The sequence below is a fragment of the Arthrobacter sp. MYb224 genome (assembly GCF_002975455.1).
Classification (GTDB): Bacteria; Actinomycetota; Actinomycetes; order Actinomycetales; family Micrococcaceae; genus Glutamicibacter.
The window spans coordinates 82,270-100,308 of record NZ_PCPU01000006.1; the positions used below are offsets into that span (position 1 = coordinate 82,270).

The 18,039-nt window shown below is 61.4% G+C and carries 15 protein-coding genes; 3 read left to right on the forward strand and 12 right to left on the reverse strand.

Features of this window, described 5'->3' with window-relative positions:
* Positions 1–54: 54 nt before the first annotated feature.
* Positions 55–1,221, reverse strand: coding sequence for a multiple monosaccharide ABC transporter substrate-binding protein (chvE, locus tag CQ017_RS12515; protein ID WP_105553990.1), 1,167 nt, complete (start codon positions 1,219–1,221; stop codon positions 55–57).
* 386 nt (positions 1,222–1,607) lie between these two features.
* Between chvE and CQ017_RS12520 the strand changes: the two genes are divergently transcribed.
* On the forward strand, positions 1,608–3,002 hold the full coding sequence (locus tag CQ017_RS12520) for a TIGR01777 family oxidoreductase (protein ID WP_105553991.1): 1,395 nt from the start codon (positions 1,608–1,610) through the stop codon (positions 3,000–3,002).
* Positions 3,003–3,054: 52 nt separating this feature from the next.
* On the opposite strand, the gene araA is transcribed toward CQ017_RS12520, so the two are convergent.
* The 9 genes from araA to CQ017_RS12565 all read right to left on the reverse strand — a co-directional run bounded on the left by araA (position 3,055) and on the right by CQ017_RS12565 (position 14,020).
* On the reverse strand, positions 3,055–4,566 hold the full coding sequence (araA, locus tag CQ017_RS12525) for an L-arabinose isomerase (protein ID WP_105553992.1): 1,512 nt from the start codon (positions 4,564–4,566) through the stop codon (positions 3,055–3,057).
* Positions 4,567–4,607: 41 nt separating this feature from the next.
* Positions 4,608–5,324: an L-ribulose-5-phosphate 4-epimerase gene (locus tag CQ017_RS12530; protein ID WP_105553993.1), complete on the reverse strand. Its 717-nt coding sequence runs from the start codon at positions 5,322–5,324 to the stop codon at positions 4,608–4,610.
* A gap of 32 nt (positions 5,325–5,356) precedes the next feature.
* Positions 5,357–6,970 (reverse strand): FGGY-family carbohydrate kinase, encoded by a 1,614-nt coding sequence (locus CQ017_RS12535; protein ID WP_105553994.1) that lies wholly within the window; start codon positions 6,968–6,970, stop codon positions 5,357–5,359.
* A gap of 174 nt (positions 6,971–7,144) precedes the next feature.
* Positions 7,145–8,206, reverse strand: coding sequence for a LacI family DNA-binding transcriptional regulator (locus CQ017_RS12540; RefSeq protein ID WP_105553995.1), 1,062 nt, complete (start codon positions 8,204–8,206; stop codon positions 7,145–7,147).
* 329 nt (positions 8,207–8,535) lie between these two features.
* Positions 8,536–9,429: an ATP-binding cassette domain-containing protein gene (locus CQ017_RS12545; RefSeq protein WP_096282994.1), complete on the reverse strand. Its 894-nt coding sequence runs from the start codon at positions 9,427–9,429 to the stop codon at positions 8,536–8,538.
* 18 nt (positions 9,430–9,447) lie between these two features.
* A complete protein-coding gene (locus tag CQ017_RS12550; RefSeq protein ID WP_096282761.1) occupies positions 9,448–10,512 on the reverse strand; it encodes an ABC transporter permease in 1,065 nt (354 codons plus the stop codon).
* Positions 10,513–10,586: 74 nt separating this feature from the next.
* On the reverse strand, positions 10,587–11,582 hold the full coding sequence (locus CQ017_RS12555; protein WP_105553996.1) for a substrate-binding domain-containing protein: 996 nt from the start codon (positions 11,580–11,582) through the stop codon (positions 10,587–10,589).
* 210 nt (positions 11,583–11,792) lie between these two features.
* Positions 11,793–12,806, reverse strand: a complete 1,014-nt coding sequence (locus tag CQ017_RS12560; protein ID WP_105553997.1) for a LacI family DNA-binding transcriptional regulator — start codon at positions 12,804–12,806, stop codon at positions 11,793–11,795.
* A gap of 5 nt (positions 12,807–12,811) precedes the next feature.
* Entirely contained in the window at positions 12,812–14,020 is a 1,209-nt protein-coding gene (locus tag CQ017_RS12565; protein WP_105554125.1) for a Gfo/Idh/MocA family protein, read from the reverse strand.
* Positions 14,021–14,380: 360 nt separating this feature from the next.
* Between CQ017_RS12565 and CQ017_RS12570 the strand changes: the two genes are divergently transcribed.
* Together CQ017_RS12570 and iolB are read left to right on the forward strand one after the other, a co-directional pair.
* Complete coding sequence (locus CQ017_RS12570; protein WP_096282766.1) at positions 14,381–15,121, forward strand: GntR family transcriptional regulator; 741 nt, start codon at positions 14,381–14,383, stop codon at positions 15,119–15,121.
* 32 nt (positions 15,122–15,153) lie between these two features.
* On the forward strand, positions 15,154–16,056 hold the full coding sequence (gene iolB / locus CQ017_RS12575) for a 5-deoxy-glucuronate isomerase (protein ID WP_105553998.1): 903 nt from the start codon (positions 15,154–15,156) through the stop codon (positions 16,054–16,056).
* Positions 16,057–16,149: 93 nt separating this feature from the next.
* On the opposite strand, the gene CQ017_RS12580 is transcribed toward iolB, so the two are convergent.
* Both CQ017_RS12580 and CQ017_RS12585 read right to left on the reverse strand, forming a co-directional pair.
* Positions 16,150–16,944: a TIM barrel protein gene (locus tag CQ017_RS12580; RefSeq protein ID WP_105553999.1), complete on the reverse strand. Its 795-nt coding sequence runs from the start codon at positions 16,942–16,944 to the stop codon at positions 16,150–16,152.
* Positions 16,941–18,032 (reverse strand): Gfo/Idh/MocA family oxidoreductase, encoded by a 1,092-nt coding sequence (locus tag CQ017_RS12585; RefSeq protein ID WP_105554000.1) that lies wholly within the window; start codon positions 18,030–18,032, stop codon positions 16,941–16,943. Before CQ017_RS12585 ends, CQ017_RS12580 begins: the two co-directional genes overlap by 4 nt.
* Between the last annotated feature and the right edge of the window lie 7 nt (positions 18,033–18,039).

The following is an 18,039-nucleotide window of genomic DNA, read 5'->3' on the forward strand; positions in this document are numbered from 1 at the left end:
CTGCTGCGTCGGCGGGGCGCGGTGCGATCCCGCCGACGCAGCGAAGACCGGCTGCTACTTGGTCTGTCCTGCCTTGACCTCTTCGGCCGTGTAGTACCCGGAATCAACGAGCAGCGACTCGATGTTATCGGCGGTTACGATGTCGGAGTCCAGCAGGAAGGACGGGACGACCTTCTTGCCGTTGTCATAGGATTCGGTGTCGTTGGCTTCCGGCTCGGTGCCTTCGGCGTAGGACTTCACGGCGGTCACTGCCTGGGAGGCCAGCTTGCGGGTGTCCTTGAAGATGGTCGCGTACTGCACGCCGTCGTCGATCAGTTTCACCGAAGCGATTTCGGCGTCCTGGCCGGAGATGATCGGCAGGCCGTCCTTGATGGACTTGCCGTAGCCGGCGTTGGTCAGTGCGGTCTGCACGCCGCGGGAGATTCCGTCGAATGGCGAGAGGATGCCGTCGATCTTGGTCTTGCCACCGGCGTAGTGCGCGGTGATCAGGTCCTCCATGCGGCTCTGGGCCTCTTCCTGGGACCAGCGCAGGGTAGCTGCCTGTTCGATCTTGGTCTGCTTGGACTTCACCACGAGGGTTCCGTCATCCATAAATGGCTTGAGGGTTTCCATGGCGCCCTTCCAGAAGAAGTGGGCGTTGTTGTCATCCACGGATCCGGCGAAGAGCTCGATATTCAGCGGCCCCTTCTTGCCGGTCTTTTCGCCCTGCTCGTCGACCAGGCCGAGACCGGTCAGCAGCGAGGTGGCCTGCTGCACGCCGACGTTGTAGTTGTCGAAGGTGACGTAGAAGTCGACGTTCTCGGTGCCGTTGATCAGGCGGTCATAGGAGATGATCGGAATGTCCTGGTCTGCTGCTGCCTGCAGCTGGTTGGACAGTGCGGTGCCATCGATCGAAGCGACCACGAGGATGTCTGCACCCTTGGTGATCATCTGGTCGATCTGCTGCTGCTGGGTCGGGATGTCATCGTTGGCGAACTGCATGAAGACCTCGTAGCCGGCTTCTTCAAGCTGCGACTTCACGGCCTCACCGTCGGCGATCCAACGCTCGGAGGTTTCGGTTGGCATTGCGACGCCTACCTGGATGTCCTCCGGGGCCGTGCTTTCGCCTTCGGCACCCGCGCCACCGCCGGCACCGCTGCCGCCACATGCTGCCAGTGCGCCGACGAGCGCGAGGGATCCAAACGTGGCTACCGCTCGACGAGCCCAGTTATTCCGTGCCATCTTTTCCTCCTGCGTATTCCGATTCATCCCGGCAGTGCGACCGGGCTCACACCATGTTAGCGCTAACAACGTGAGTTGCGCCACCCCAGATGATAACAATTTGATATTAACCGGACAAGACAGCCTAGAGGTTCCAGCATGTTGACGTGGATCATGAGCGAATGACCGCCTAACTGCCCCCGGGTGCAGTGCGGCCAAGGGGCTTGCCGAAGCGCCTTCAGCGTGTGTAATGGCAGGCTCGGAACACCCAAGGAACGACAAGGTAAAGCTACTACGGCCATGCTTGTCACGGCAGCCCTCGCAGTTAGCCCTGCGAGAATGGCCTTTGCAAGCCCGTCGACGCGCAGTGCGCGTGGCGGCAGGGATCCCGGACATAGTATTGGGCCATGACTACACAAAGGTCCAGCGTTCTTCCGGCACCCCCGGACGAGGTATCCGCCTGGTTTGCCCGGCCGGGCGCGATTCGCCGGCTGCTGCCGCCCTGGCTTCCGCTCAAGGTCATCGAAGAAGCCGGCTCCTTGCGTGGGGGAACCGCGGCACTGGGGCTGCCTGGCGGCCTGCGCTGGTACGCCCAGCACAAGCCCTCCGACTACCTCGAGAATCGGCGGTTCGTCGACGAGCTGCAGGCTCGCGGCGTGCGGGCGGCCCCCACGCGCGTGGCTCATTGGCGTCATGAACACCTCACCGAGCCCGCGGGATCCGGGCACACCACCGTCACCGACCGCGTCAGCTCCAATCTGCCCGCAACGCAGATCGAACGGATGCTGGACTACCGCCACCGCCAGCTCGCCGCCGATTTCGCCGCCCATGAGCGGGCGTCCGAGGCCGGACTGGAACCGTTGACCATCGCGGTCACCGGAAGCAATGGCATGGTCGGCACCGCGTTATGCGCCTTCTTGTCCACCGGCGGGCACCGAGTCATCAAGCTGGTGCGCCGCGCGCCGCAATCCACGGACGAACGACGTTGGGATCCGCTGGCTCCGGAGCACGACCTGCTAGACGATTGCGACGCGGTCATCCACCTCGCCGGAACAAGCATCTTCGGCAGGTTCAGCGACTCGCACCGGCAGGCGATCGAGGCAAGCCGCATCGAACCCACCCGGGCTCTGGCTGAGCTGGCGGATCGCTCCGGCGTCTCCCGATTCATCAGCGCCTCGGCCATCGGCATCTACGGTGCCTCGGCCGGAGCCGCCCCGATTGATGAGCAGTCGCCTCCTGAAGTAGGGGGCGCGGACTTCTTATCCGGCGTGGTCCAACGCTGGGAGCAAGCAACCGGGCAAGGCGAGACGAGCATGCGCCGGGTGCAGATCCGCACCGGCGTGGTGCTCAGCCCTTCGGGTGGCATGCTCGCGGTGCTGCGCCCGATCTTCGCCGCCGGCTTGGGTGGCCGCTTGGGCACGGGAGAACAGCGCCTGTCCTGGGTTGGCCTCGACGATCTCATTGATATCTACCATCGGGCTTTGTGGGACACGCAGCTGAGCGGCCCGGTGAACGCGGTGTCCCCTCACCCGGTCAGCAACGCCGAATTCACCAGCGCCTTGGCCAAGGCACTGCGCCGCCCGGCCATCATTCCGGTGCCTGCAGCCGCCCCGAAACTGCTGCTGGGAACCCAAGGCGCCAAGCTATTGGCCATGGCAGATCAACAGGTGGTCCCGCAGAAGCTGCTGGATGCCGCGCACCACTTCCGCTTCGCACAAATCGAGCAAACTCTGGCCCACTGCTTGGGTTCACCGACCCGGGGAGACCGAGCCGAGGCAAACTCGCTTCCGTCCAAGCCTTAATAGGCATTGGCCAGCACCCGGTGGTGCTGGCCAACCTAAGGTCCCTGTGCGCCTACAGGCCTTGAGCCAAGCGGTAGTACGCCTGGTTCAGCCGCACCTGTTCGGCAAAGCCGCGGCGCGTGGTGCTCTCGTCGATCACCAGCAGCTCGGTGCCGGCGATTTCGGCGAACACCTCGAAGGCCTCGATTCCGGCGGCCGTGGACATGACCGTATGGTGGGCTCCGCCGGCGGTCAGCCAGGACTCCGCCGAGGTGGAGAAGTCAGGTCGCGGCTGCCACACGGCACGCGCCACCGGAAGGTTCGGCAGTTCCTGCGGCGGGGTCACCACGTCAACCACGTTTGCGGTCAAGCGGAAACGCTCGCGCATATCGGCCATCGAAACCACCACGGCGCCGGTGGTAGCCGCGGCGTTGAACACCATGCGCACCGGGTCCTCGCGTCCCCCAATGCCCAGCGGATGGATTTCGATACGCGGCTTGTCGGTGGTCAGCGACGGGCAGACCTCGAGCATGTGGGCGCCGAGGATCAGCTCCTTGCCCGGGGCCAGGTCATAGGTGTAGTCCTCCATCAGCGAAGCGCCACCGGGCAGCCCGGCGCCCATCACCTTCGCGGCACGCACCAGCACCGCGGTCTTCCAGTCGCCTTCGGCGCCGAAGCCGTAGCCCTTGCCCATCAGCCGCTGGACCGCGAGGCCCGGCAGCTGCTTGAGCCCGCCGAGGTCCTCGAAATTAGTGGTGAAAGCCCAAGCGCCCAGCGCGCGCAGGAACGACTCGATGGCCAATTCCTGGCGTGCGGCGTAGCGCAGCGACTCGTGGCGGACTCCGCCGGCGCGCAACTCCGCGGCGACATCGTATTCACGCTCGTATTCGGCCACCAGTTCATCCACATCGCCTTCGGCAACCGCTTCTACGGCTTCGACCAAGTCGTTGACCGCCCAGGTGTTGACCGAGACGCCAAAGCGCAGTTCGGCCTCGGTTTTGTCCCCTTCGGTGACCGCGACGTTGCGCATATTGTCTCCGAAGCGGACCAGCTTCATCGACTGGGTGGCATTCCAGCCGGCGGCACCGCGAACCCAGGTGCCCACGCGTCCGGCAACCGCCGGATTGGAAACGTGGCCGACCACGGTAGTGCGGGTGGCCCCGATCCGGGTGGCCAGATAGGCGTATTCACGGTCGCCGTGGGCGGCCTGGTTCAGGTTCATGAAGTCGAAGTCGATGGTGTCCCACGGCAGCTCGACATTCGCCTGGGTGTGCAGGTGCAGCAACGGCTTGGCCAGTGCCTTCAACCCGGAGATCCACATCTTGGCCGGGCTGAACGTGTGCATCCAGGTGATTACGCCCAGCACGTTGTCATTCGAGTTCGCCTCCAGCATGGCCCGGCGGATCGATTCCGCGTCCTTGAGCACCGGCTTCCAGATGACCTTCGCCGGGACCTGCTCGGATCCGTCCAGAGCCTCGGCGACCTCGCGCGATTGCTCGGCGACCTGTCGCAGGGTTTCGTCGCCATACAGGTCCTGGCTTCCGGTGAAGAACCAGATTTCCTTGGATTCATATGCCTTGCTCATGGTGTCCTTTCGGATTGAAGTTTTTGGCCGCCAGCGAGCGGCTATTGTCCGTAAACGTTTTGGTAGCGCGCGTAGAGCGCGTCAATATCTTCGCCTCGCATCGGCAGTGGATCACCGAGCTGGCGGGCAATATGGACGGTGCGGGCGACTTCCTCGCACATCACCGCGGCCTTAACCGCCGCACGGGCATCATTGCCGATGGTGAAGGGGCCATGGTTTTGCATCAGCACGGCCGGGCTGCGCGATTCACGCAAAGTTTGGACGATGCCACGGCCGATGGAATCATCTCCAATGATCGCGAACGGGCCCACCGGGATTGGCCCACCGAACTCGTCGGCCATCATGGTCAGCACGCAGGGGATTTCCTCGCCGCGCGCGGCCCAGGCGGTGGCGTAGGTCGAGTGTGTGTGCACCACTCCCCCCACGTGGGGCATGTGCTGGTAGGTGTAGGCATGCGCCGCGGTATCCGAAGACGGAGCGCGCGTACCCTCCAACAGCTCACCGTCCAGCGTGCAGACCACCATGGATTCGGCCGTCAGCTCATCATAGGAGACCCCCGAGGGTTTGATCACGAACAGGTCCGCGCTGCCGTCGGGCACCTCAGGGTTCCGCACGCGCTGCGAGACATTGCCGGCGGTCCAGACGACCAGCTCATAACGAGGCAGTTCTCCGTGCAGGGCCGCGACGACCTCACGGACTCGGGCAACTTCTTGGCGCATGGCGTTCGGGTAGCTGGCTAAAGTTTGAGCATGGCTCATCGGTTTCTCCTAAGTGCCGGGATGAAGGTGTTCTAGATGGCCGTGATGGCCGCGCGTTCGATGTCCAGACCGGCCTGATAGGCGCGCAGGTATTGTGCGTATCCGGCCACGTCCTGCTGCTGCGGGGCCAGTTCCTGCAATTTGGCGTTCGCGAAAACCTGCGAATCCAGATATTCCGCGAGGCTGGCCGCCGAGTTCGTCGCGACCCGGTGCCGGTAGGCTGCCAACACCGCAATTCCCCAGGCACCGCCATGTTCCGCGGTGCTGCCTACCGATACCGGGACATTAAGCGCCGCCGCCAGGAGCCGCTGCGCTGCCTGCGCGGTCCGGAAGATGCCGCCATGGGCGAACAGCTTATGGATTTTCACGCCCTCGCCGGCAAGGATTTCCATGCCCAAGCTCAGCGTGGCGAATACCGAATACACCTGAGTGCGCATCAGATTCGCAAGGTTAAACGTTGAATCCGGGGTGCGTACCAGCAGTGGGCGCCCCTCGGGCAGCCCGGTCACCGGTTCTCCAGACAGGTAGTTATAGGCGAGCAGTCCACCGCCGTCCGCTGCACCGTCCAGTGCCGCGGCAAGCAGCGTCTGGTAGACCTGATCCGTGGAGGTTTCATGTCCTAGCCCCTGGGCAAACTGGCCGAAAAGCGCGGCCCAGCTGGCTAGTTCACTGGCACCGTTATTGCAGTGCACCATGGCCACCGGATCTCCGGTGGGAGTGGTGACGATGTCAATTTCGGGGTGCACTTCACGCAACGGGGCATCGAGGACAACCATCGCAAAGATGGAGGTTCCCACCGAGACGTTCGCGGTGCGTTGCGCTACGGAGTTGGTAGCAACCATTCCGGTGCCTGCGTCCCCTTCCGGCGGGCAGCAGATCGCTCCCGGCTGCAGCTGCCCGGTGGGGTCAAGCAAAAGTGCTCCGGCCTCAGTCAGGCTACCGGCCTCGGTTCCAGCGGCAAGGACCTCCGGCAAGAGCTGCTCCAGCGAACCTGCAACTCCCAATGGCTTCGCCAACCGGTCAAAAGTCTCTATAAAAGCCTTGTCGTAACCGAGGTCGGCGCTGTCCAGTGGGAACATTCCCGAGGCGTCACCAGCACCGAGCACCCGGCGCCCGGTGAGCTGATGATGGATGAACCCGGCCAAGGTATTCAAGCTTGAGACCGCGCCTACGTGTTCTTCGTGATCCAGCAGCGCCTGATAGTAGTGCGCAACCGACCAACGCAGTGGGATGTTGTAGCCAAAGGCCTCGCTGAGCTGATTGGAGGCCTGTTCGGTCGAGGTATTGCGCCAGGTGCGGAAGGGAACTAGCAGTTCATCGTATTTATCAAAGGCGAGGTAGCCGTGCATCATCGCCGAGACGCCAATGGCCGCAAAGGCAGTGGGGCGCACTCCATATTGGTGCTGGGTATCAACCAGCAGATCCGCAAAGCAGCTCTGCAGACCCGCAATCATTGCTTCGCGGGAATAGGTCCAGCGTCGATCCACGAACTGGTTTTCCCACCCGTGGTTGCCGGTGGCGAGTTGCTCGTGGTTGGGACCGATGAGACTAGCCTTGATATTCGTTGAACCAAATTCGATCCCCAGAACTGCCTGCCCCGAACCAATCACCTCGGGCGCGGACAAACCTGCTTGCTGGCCAGTCATGGATTCTCCGTCCTCGCACCCGCACGGCAGGTGGCTATCGTTGCGTCGCCGCACCGCTGTTCTTCGGAAGAAGAGATCACAGGGTTCGGTCGGAACATTTACATTATGTTAGCGCTAACAAAATGCGATGCGCAACACATGACGAAGATTAGCTACCTGTCGATTGGGCTGAACTCAGTTTCGCGGTGGTGGGGCGGTACTGGCTCGGACGACCATGGTGGGCGCGATCATGCGCGGCTCCTGCAGCCCTCGTTCGCCACCGAGCAACTCGGTTAGCGCGGCGCGACCCACGTCGGCAAAGGGCTGGCGCACCGTGGTGAGCTTCGGGATGTAGAACTCGGCGATCTGCAGGTCATCAAAGCCAACCACCGATACGTCCTCCGGCACGCTCAGGCCGGCCTCCCAGAATGCCCGCAGCAGTCCGATGGCCAAATAGTCGTTGGAGGCAAAGACGGCGGTTATTTCCCCGGCCTTCACCCGAGGCGCGAGGCTGACCCCCGCGGCATAACCGCTGGGGGCCAGCCAGGATTCCGCCGGGAACTCCACCGCGTCATTGCCTGCTGCGGCCATGGCTTCACGCCAACCGATATTCCGCTCCGTGGCATCAAACCAACCGGATGGGCCTGAAACATGGACGATCTTTCGGTGCCCCAAGGAGAGCAAATGCTCCGTCGCCTGTCGGGCGCCGTCGCGCTGATCGACATAAACGTAGTGCACCGGATCCCCCGCCGGAACATCGGTCCGTGCGGCTACTACCACCACCGGCACTTTCAGCTTCAGGTCGTCAATCGCGGCGGTGACCTTGTCATGCGGGGCGACCACCACCACGCCGTCCACGCTCTGGTCGGTGAGGTGGTTCAGGGCCGTGACCGCACCGCCAAAGTCATAACTATCCATGGAGGTCATGGTGACAAAATATCCCTGTGCGCGAGCAGCGGCTTCCACCGCGAGCACGGTGGACTGCGGCCCAAAGAATTCGCTGCCGATGGTCAGGATGCCGATGGTGCGCGTCTGCGCCGTGGCCAGGGCGCGCGCGGCAAGATTGCGCCGATAACCGAGCTCCTTGATGGCCTCCAGCACTCGCACTCGCGTGCCTTCGCGGACATTTGGGTGATCATTCAATACGCGCGACACGGTTTGGTGGGAGACCCCGGCGACGGCTGCCACGTCCGCCATCGAGGGCGGTCGATCCGATGCGTTGCCATCTTCAGGCTTGAATGTATTCACATCCGTCATTATTGCAAACACTAACCCGCGGGCCGGAGCAGCCTCTCTGAACTCGGATCGACTGGAGCATCGAAATTTATATTCTATGATAGGAATATATGTTCCGTGAAGGAATCAGACCTAGGTTTCATCTGGTTCAATGCTTCATTCTCGCAACTCCAGCATCTTCAGTTTCTTGACTCGTAATGGTTGAGACATTTAGTCAAATATGCCTTTCCCGGTCCCCCTGTACAGAACCAGAAGTACTCGAGGCACGCATTAAAAGGCGTCGGCAAGAGCACAAGGTGGTGGCCACTTCAAGACCGAAGTGGCCACCACCTTGGCAAATTGGCTCGCAACTATCGAGCAACCTGAGGTCCAGCACCTGCCTCGGCTTCGGCCAACTCCTCGTCGTGGCCACCGAGCTGTTCCAGCTCATGTGCCAGCTCGGCCAGTTCAGCACCGCCGGCCATCTGGGCGGTCAACTCTTCCACGGTAATTTCCGATTTGGAATAGTAGCCAATAGCGCGGCCACGCTTGAGCAGCAGGAATGAGTCGCCGACCGGATAGGCGTGGTGCGGGTTATGCGTAATGAAGATGACCCCCAGCCCGCGGTCCCTGGCCTGGAGAATGTAGCGCAGCACCACACCAGACTGCTTAACACCCAGAGCAGCCGTGGGCTCGTCCAAGATCAGCACCTTCGCACCGAAATACACGGCTCTGGCGATGGCCACGCACTGTCGTTCGCCACCGGAAAGCTGCCCGATGGGCTGTTCCACATCACGCAGATCGATACCCATATCGGCCAGTTCCTGCTTGGTGATCTGCTTCATCCGCTGCACATCAAGCTTTTTGAAGGGACCTACGCCGGTAGTCAGTTCCGAGCCAAGGAAGAAGTTGCGCCAGATGGGCATCAGCGGGACGACCGCCAAATCCTGATATACCGCGGCGATCCCAGCATCCAAGGCGACTCGCGGGCTCTTGAGCTTGATGGCTGACCCGTGAAGCGTGAACTCGCCCTCATCATGCTGGTGCAGACCGGCGATGATCTTGATCAACGTGGACTTGCCCGCACCATTATCGCCCAGTACGCAGGTGACCCTTCCCGGATCGACTTCCATGTCAACACCGCGCAACGCGATAATGCTTCCGTAGTGCTTGCCTACACCTTTGAGCGTGAGCAGGTTGTCATTGGTCTTGGGTTCGAGCTTCTGCAGCAGCTCTTCGGCCTTCTTGTTCTTTCGAGTTTTCATGTTCATGTCCTTGGCTTCCTATTTACTGGATTCCGCGCGCTTCTTCACGACGATGTTCACAACCGTGGCCAGCAGCAGCATCAAGCCCAGGAAGAACTTGAACCAGTCCGGGTTCCACTCTGCGTACACAATGCCCTTGTTTGCCATGCCGAATATGAATGCCCCGATGGCCCCGCCAATGGCTGATCCGTAACCACCAGTGAGCAGGCAGCCGCCGATCACCGCAGCAATGATGTAGAGGAATTCATTGCCGATGCCTTCGCCTGACTGCACGGAGTCGAAGGCGAACAGGTTGTGCATGCCCAGTACCCAGCCACAGAATCCGACGGCCATGAAAAGCCCGATTTTGGTGCGGACCACGGGGACGCCGACGGCGCGGGCGGCTTTCTCGTCCCCGCCAATGGCGAAGATCCAGTTGCCAATCTTTGTTTGCAGCAAGACCCACGAAGCGATGATCACCAAGGCTAGCCAAATGAACACGGTGATCTTGACGTCGATCCCACCGATATTCACCGAAGAGGCGAAAACCGCCTTGGCGCTCTGGAATCCTTCCATGTCTGCAATGGATGGCGAGGACACCGATCCGCCAATGGCGCGCGTCAGGCCCAGATTCAGGCCCGTGAGCATCAAGAAACTGGCCAGCGTCACGATGAAGGATGGCAGTTTGGTCTTGATCAGGATGATTCCATTGATGAACCCGATCAGCAGTGAGACGACCAGAGCCAGGGCGATGCCGACCCAGACGTTGAGCCCGAAGTACCAGCTGATCAACGACGCGCTGAGTGCCGAGGAAATCACTGCCACACCTGTGGACAGGTCGAACTCGCCACCGATCATCAGCAAGGACACTCCAACGGCCATAATGCCGATGGTTGAAGCGCCGTAGAGGACGGTGGCCAAGGACGCGGGACTCAAGAAGACCGGTGCAACGATGGCGAAGAAGATGAACAGGGCGACGGCGCCCACGAGGGCACCGATCTCCGGACGTCCCAGGAGAATTGACAGCGTGCTTTTCTTGCCAACGCGTTCGTCTTGGGTGAGGGATGGTTTCTTATGCGTGGGTGAGGCTGTTGTTGAAGACATGAGTTTTCCTCCATGTCCTGGCTGCGCGCCGGCTCGCCGCTACCGGCAGGCTCGGCGCGCACCGAGGATCGTTGCTAGCGGACGCCTTCTTCGGCGAAACTGGTGATCTTTTCGGCCACGGTCTTGTCAACGATGGCCGGGCCGGTCAGAGTCGCCTGTCCACCGCCGATCGTGAAGCCACCGCGGTGGTTCTGCCACAGCGCATCAACTGCCATGTAGCCCTGCAACCATGGCTGCTGGTCAACGGTGAACAGCACGTTGCCCTTGGTGATTTCTTGGACTAGTTGCGAGTTCATGTCGAAGGAGGCTACCTCGACCTTTGAGTTGGCCGTAGCCTTGGCTTTGATCAGCGTCATGGTAAATGGCGCGCCCAGCCCGATGATTGCATCGGCTTGCTTGTCCGCTTGGAGCTTGGCAGTTGCTGTTGACTCGACCTGGGTCATGTCAGTGCCCTGCACGTAGAGGATTTCGGTGCCTGGGACAACTTTCTTCACGCCGGCGCAGCGGGCTTCAAGGCCAACGTGCCCCTGTTCCTGGATGACGCATATCGGCTTCTTGATGCCCGAATCCTTCAGCTTTTCGCCGGCAGCCTGGCCTGCGAGCTGCTCATTGGACCCGAAGTGGGCGAACGCGCCGATGTCCTTAAAGCGGTCTTCGCCGGCGTTCAGGCTGACGATGGGAATTCCTGCGTCCGTGGCCTTTTTCAGCGCTCCGGCCATGGCGTCCGGCTTAGCCAGGGTTACGGCAATGCCGTCCACTCCCTGGTCAATGGCCTGCTCAATCAGCTGGGATTGGCGCCCGCCATCGGGGTCGCTCAAGTACTGCAGGTCAACGTTGTCCTTGGCCGCAGCTTCTTCGGCACCCTTGCGGATGATGTCCCAGAAGGTATCCCCCGGAGCCGCATGGGTGATCACTGCGACTTTGATGCGATCGGTGGCCGCAACAGCCCCACCGCCCGCACTGCTTTCCGGTTCTGGTGCACGCCCGCCCGTTGATGAGCAAGCCGCCAATCCCAGGGCTGGAATGATGGCGAGTGTGATTGCGAGTTTGCGCCAAGTTGGCTTTCCCATATTCGTTTTCCCCTTCAGGGCTACGTCGACGCACCCCGATAGTCCCCTGGAGCGGGCCGCCTTAACAAGATTTCCGTGACTTGAATCACAAGATGTCTAAAGTCTGCGCGACAAAAAGCGATCCGTCAAGACTTTGTAAAGACATGAGGATGTGAAGACGAGAACTTTGCGACCTTCAACAGGCGAAGCCAGGTGCTGCTTCCTCCTGGTTCAACGGCGCGGAAGGGATGAAGAACGCACGATAAGCCGTGGCGGAATCATCAATTGACGTGCAAATTTTCCGTCCGGATTCCGCATCAACTGGAGAAGCAGCCGCACGCTGCTGCGACCGATGTCTTGCGAATCCGAGTCGACGCTGGTCAACGAGATTCTCCCCAGCGACGATAGAGAAATATTGTCGTAGCCAGTCACCGCCGCAGACAAGCCAGCCTCATCAAGAGCCTGCAGCGCGCCAAATGCGGAAAGATCATTGAAACAGGCCAGCGCTTCAGGCCGTGCCCCCGAGGCCAGCAACCGCACCACGGCTTCATAGCCGGCCTGAACCGTTGGTCCGGCTTCCACCACCTGCACTTGCTGGCGCAACCCATGGCGCAGCATCGCCCGATGATAGGCAGCTTCGCGCACCGCCGAAACCGGCCCAGCGCCACCGGCGATATGGATGATCCGCTCATTCCCGCAGTGAACCAAGTGGTCAATCACCAAGCCAAAGCCCTGCTCATCATCTACTGAAACCGCAGCAGTATTTGATTGCGCCTGACGCCCGCTGCCCACAAATACAGCGGGAGTCTCACCCAACGCGGCTTCGAAGCTGGCTGCATCATCGGCTGATCCAACGACGAGGATTCCACTGACCCGCAAATCGCGCAGGGCCTGCAATTCCGCGGGGCCAACACCCAGACCATCGTGGATCGCGGCCGCACTGAACAGCACGTCACACCCCACTGCTTGCAACTGTTCGCGAACCACTTCCGCGACGGTCAGTACCCAGGGATTATGCAGTTCCCCTAGGACGACACCAATGGCATGCCGGTTCGCGGCAACCAGCGAGCGAGCCGCCAGGTTGGGCTGATAGCCCAACTCGCGGATGGAGTCCTCGACCAGCGAACGCCGCAGCGAACTGACCCTGCTCGGATCCGAGAGCACCAGGGACACCAATGATTTGGAGACCCCGGCCCGCTTGGCGACGTCTCGGATCGTGGGGCGGCGGCGCGGCGAGTCAGGCATGGCGGTCAGTATTGCACAGTCGCAGCGCGCACCGACTCATCCAGCGCCTGCCATGTGCCGCTTGCGGCAGATGTTTCGGCCGCTTCCACCAGTGCGGCCGCGGCCACCGCATCGGCGATGGTGGAGTTCGCTTTCTCGCCACCGCAGACAGCCAGCAGGAACTTCTTAGCCTCGATGGTCTTGAGGTCATCAAAGCCCATCGCATTTCCCGGGCCTGGCTGGAACCGGGAGTATTCGCCATGTTTTGGCGAGCCAATCACCGTCGTGAATCCCTGTTCGTCATTGTCTCGACCGAGCACGACCTCCAGTTCATTCAAGCGTTCAAAATCCCACTTGACCGAACCTTCCGTGCCGTAGATTTCGAGTCGATAGCCGCACTGCGGGCCCACGGCCACTCGGGATGCCTCAATAGTTCCGATCGCGCGGCCCGCCACGCCTTCTGGGCTGAAACGCAGCAACGCGGCGGCGTAGTCCTCATTCTCGACTTCACCTTGCTCGCCGCCTTCGATCAGGTCGAAGTGCGTGCCCTGTCCCATGGACAGTTTCGGCCGGGATGGGATCATGACGTTGGTTGATGCGGAAATGCTCCGGATGGGGCCAACAACATGACTGCATAGATCTGCTGCATGGCTGAATAGGTCAGCGAGCACGCCGCTGCCGGCAAGTTCCCGGTTGAAACGCCACGACAGAGCCGCACGGGGGTCTGCCGCATATCCGGCAAGGAAGCTGGCGCGGACATTGGTGATGGATCCCAACCGGCCCTCGCGCACCAGCTGGCGCGCTCGTTCTATAGCTGGAGCATGGCGGTAGTTGAAGCCGATGGAGGTGACTACGCCGTTGCGGATGGCGGCTTGCTCGATAGCCTGCGTTTCGGCCAGGCTTCGACCAGCGGGCTTTTCGATCCAGAAGTGCTTACCGGCCTCAGCTGCGGCGATCGCCATTTCGGCGTGCAGGAAGTTCGGTGCGCAAATCGAGACGACATCCACTTCGGGATCTGCGAGCACCTGGTGGTAGTCCAGCGTTCCGCGTTCAAAGCCCAGCGCTGAGATCGCGAAGTCGACTCGTGACTGCTCGGTATCTGCGGCTGCGACCAGCCTTGGCTTGATTCCCAACTCTGGATAGACATAGGGCACTGAGCTGTAGGCGCGAGCGTGCAGCTTGCCCATCCAGCCCACCGAGATCAGCCCCACGCCGATGCTGCGCTGTTCGTTCATGATTTTCTCCTGTCTGTGGCGCTTCACGCCGTGATTCCCTGCGGCCGCCGCGGCTTGTCCCAAGTCTTGGACCGTTCCAAAAACCATATGTTCCGCTCGAAGCCTTGGGCAATGAATTCCAACAGATTTTTTGTCAGGACAATTGGACAAACGGACCATATTGTCCAAATTCCCTTGTCGCGATCGCATTTCAGGTCCAAAGCGACGCTTGGCCAAGCGTTTGGCCTTCACCGCTAAGCAGCGAAAAATCCATGGATCGCGAAGATATCCAGCCAAGAGATGCCCAAATCATGAACTTTCATATAGAGTTTGTCCTGTCAAAGCGACATATCCAGACAAGGTCGCCGGCAAGGAGCAACTGTGAGCACACCCCTGAGCATCAAGATCGACCGATCTTCACCGATTCCCCTCTACCACCAGGTAGCGCAAGGCATCGAGGGCGCGATCCGCGACGGTTCGCTGGCCTCGGGCACTCGACTGGAAAATGAGATCGAGCTCGCCCAGCGACTGCGGCTTTCACGCCCCACCATTCGCAAGGCCATGGACGACCTCGTCCAGTCCGGCCTTCTGGTGCGCAAGCGCGGTGTGGGAACGCAGGTTGTTTCCAGCCAGATCCGGCGGCACCTTGAACTATCCAGCCTGAATGATGACCTTGAGCGCGCCGGAAAGAAGCCTTCTACCAGCTTGCTCAGCTTTGAACATATTCCAGCTCCAACGGAGATCCAGGAACTTCTCTCACTGCCCAAGGATGTTTCCGTTTACCACTTCACCCGGCTGCGTTCTGCCAGCGGAAGCCCACTGGCACTGATGGAGAACTGGGTTCGCGACGACATTGTTGAGCTGGATGAAAAGTCCCTGCAAGCACATGGCCTGTACGAGCTTCTGCGTGAAGCAGGGGTCAACTTCCGGCTGGCCCAGCAGCGCATCGGGGCGACCACCGCCGACGATATCCAAGCCAAGGCCTTGGACACGGCGGCAGGTTCGGCCCTGGTGACCATGCAGCGCACTGCCGTGGATGACACCGGGCGCAACGTGGAGACCGGTGCCCACGTATATCGCGCTGATGCCTACAGCTTTGAAATGACCTTGGTGCAACGCTAGGCACCTGGCACCGCCGTCGAAAGGAATGACTGATGACCGATTGGATTTACCCTGCAGGTTCCGCCGCCAACGGAGACTGGAGCATCTCGCTCGGCGCCCATGACTCGACCGCTTCCATCGAGGGCTGGGCCCACACCGGGCTCAAGGTAGCCGAGCTGGCTCCCGGTCAAACAGTCGAACTGGCGGCCACAGCCGAAGAACGCATTGTCGTCCCGCTCAGCGGCGCATCATTCAACGTCGCTATCGCAGGCGAAGAATATGTTCTCAGCGGTCGCGAATCAGTCTTTGCCGGACCAGCCGATGTCCTCTACACCGGAGTCAACACAGCGCTGTCCATCAGCTCTGCCGAGGGGGGCCGGGTCGCCGTGGCACTGGCCCCGGCCAAGCAGTCCTACCCAACCCGCCTGATCAAGGCAGAAGAGATTCCGGTGGAGCTGCGCGGAGCAGGAAACTGCTCCCGCCAAGTCCATAACTTCGGCACCCCGGCCGCACTGGAAGCAGACCGTTTCATCGTCTGCGAAGTCATTACTCCGGCGGGCAACTGGTCTTCCTATCCACCGCATAAGCATGATCAGGAGAAGGAAGGCGAGACCAGCCTCGAGGAAATCTATTACTTCGAGACGCAACTAGCCCAGGGCATGCCCGCCGAAGCGGCCACCGATCCCATCGGCTATGCGCGCGTTTATGCCTCGGATGAACGCCCCATTGACGTTAATGCCGAAGTCCGCACCGGGGACGTTGTCTTGGTCCCCTACGGCTGGCATGGTCCAGCCATGGCGGGACCGGGTTATGACCTTTACTATCTGAACGTCATGGCCGGCCCGGGACGCGTGCGCGATTGGCTGATCAGCGATGATCCCCACCATGGCTGGATCCGCCAGACTTGGGATTCGCAGAGCATGGATCCGCGCCTGCCCTTCGGAGCCGGCACGTAGCCACCCGGGTTGCAAAGCCCAGCGGCGGCAGCAGGTTTCCCTGCTGCCGCCGCTGGGCTTTAACTCTCAATCCATCGCCCGGTCCATGATCCCCTAGCCCACCACGGGTTTGGCCAGCGGTTCAAAAGCCTGGGCAAAAGCCGCGATGGCACCATTGGAATCCGCGCTGGCGTAGGCTTCCATGCCGATCGGGCCAGAATAATCCAGATCCGCCAGAGCCTGGGCAATTGCAAGGTAGTTGATTTCCCCGGTGCCCGGCTCGCAACGCCCGGGAACGTCTGCGACCTGAATTTCTCCGATATGCGGCAGTGCCGAACGCACCAGCTCGATGAGGTTCCCCTCGCCAATTTGAGCGTGGTACAGATCAAGCATCATCTTCACGTTCGGGTGTCCCACGGCCTTGACCAGAGACATCGTGTCCTTGGCGCGTCCCAGCGGGATGCCCGGGTGATCCAGAATCGTGTTCAAGTTCTCCAGCATGAAGGTGACCTGGTGCTCTTCCCCGATCCGGCCCAGCTCCTCCAGAGTTCGCGCTGCGGTGAGCCACATGTCTCCGGTAGCCCGAAAACGTGGGGTGGCGGCCTGCCCGTCAATGAGCTGAGCCGGATGCACCACCAGCCGGTTGATGCCCAGCTCCCGGGCGGCCGGAATCAATTCCTTGGCGGTGCGAACCACTTCGTGCGCGCTGCCCGGATCGCAGAGGCTCCCTTCGCTGTAGCCTGTCATGGAGCCGAAGCGGGCACCGGTGGCCGCCAAAGCCGGAAGGTCTTTGTCTCTGATATCCCAGAGTTCAATTTCAAAACCGGCCTCGTCAAGGCGCTTGACCCGGTCGATCAGCGGAAGGTCCAGGAAGACCATTTCGGCGCAGACCGCCAGCTGCGCACTCATGCGTTCACCGCAAGCCGGGTGGCCGATTCCAGCTTCACCGGCAGGCCGGTTTCCGAGGATTCCAAGGCCGCCAGTGCCACGCGCAGCGCTGCGCGTGCGTCCGCGCCGGTCGGGACCTCCAGGGCCGCATCGGCCGAACCATCGCGCAGGCCACGGATCTTGCGAGCGAAGATCGAGAGCTGCTCGCGGTAGGCCTGGGCAAACAGCTTGATGTTCAGTCGTTCGGTTGGTGCATGGGCGCCCGCGCTGTCAAAGCTGGCCGCTGCCAGCTGCACTGGATTCCCTGCCTGCACCATGCCCTTTGAACCAAAGACTTCTCCGCGCACGTCGTAGCCGTAGCTTGCCGAGAAGTTCGCCTCGGCCACAGCGATCGCACCGTTGGAGTAGCGCAGGCTCACCACGGCGGTATCCAGCAAACCGGAATCCCGGTGCTCTGGCGCCACCAAGGCATCCGCCATGACATGGACTTCTACAACCTCAGCACCCGGGTTCAACCAGTTCAAGGTGTCAAAATCGTGGATCAGGGTTTCGGTGAAAATCACGTGCGAGCGGATCTTCGCCGCGTTGGGCAACCCGCCTGCAACTTCTGGATCGCGGGTCAGCGACCGCAGCAGCTGAGGGGTGCCGATTGCACCGGAATACACCTGTTCTGCCACGGCAGCGAAGTCGCGGGAGAAGCGCCGGTTGAAACCGATCTGCAGCAGCACTCCGGAATCCTCCACTGCTTTCAAGGCGGTGTCGAGATCTGACAGCGCGTGCGCTGCCGGCTTTTCGCAGAAGATGTGCTTTCCCGCCGCGGCGGCCTGGGCGATCAAGCCGGCATGGAAGCTTGAAGGCGCGCCGATGACCACAGCGTCTACGGTTTCGTCGGCAAACACGTCCGCAATGTCTTCGGTGTAGTTCGTGCAACCCAGTTCTGCGGCCAGTTCGGCGGCGCGGCCTGGTGCCGGATCTGCCACGACGTGCAGTTGTGCATCTGGCAGGTGCTGTGCCACAGTGCGGGCGTGGAATGCGCCGATCCACCCGGTGCCGATGACCGCAATGCGCAGTGGCCGTGCGGAATTTTCTGGCAGGGATTGGTAAGCCATGGAGCGT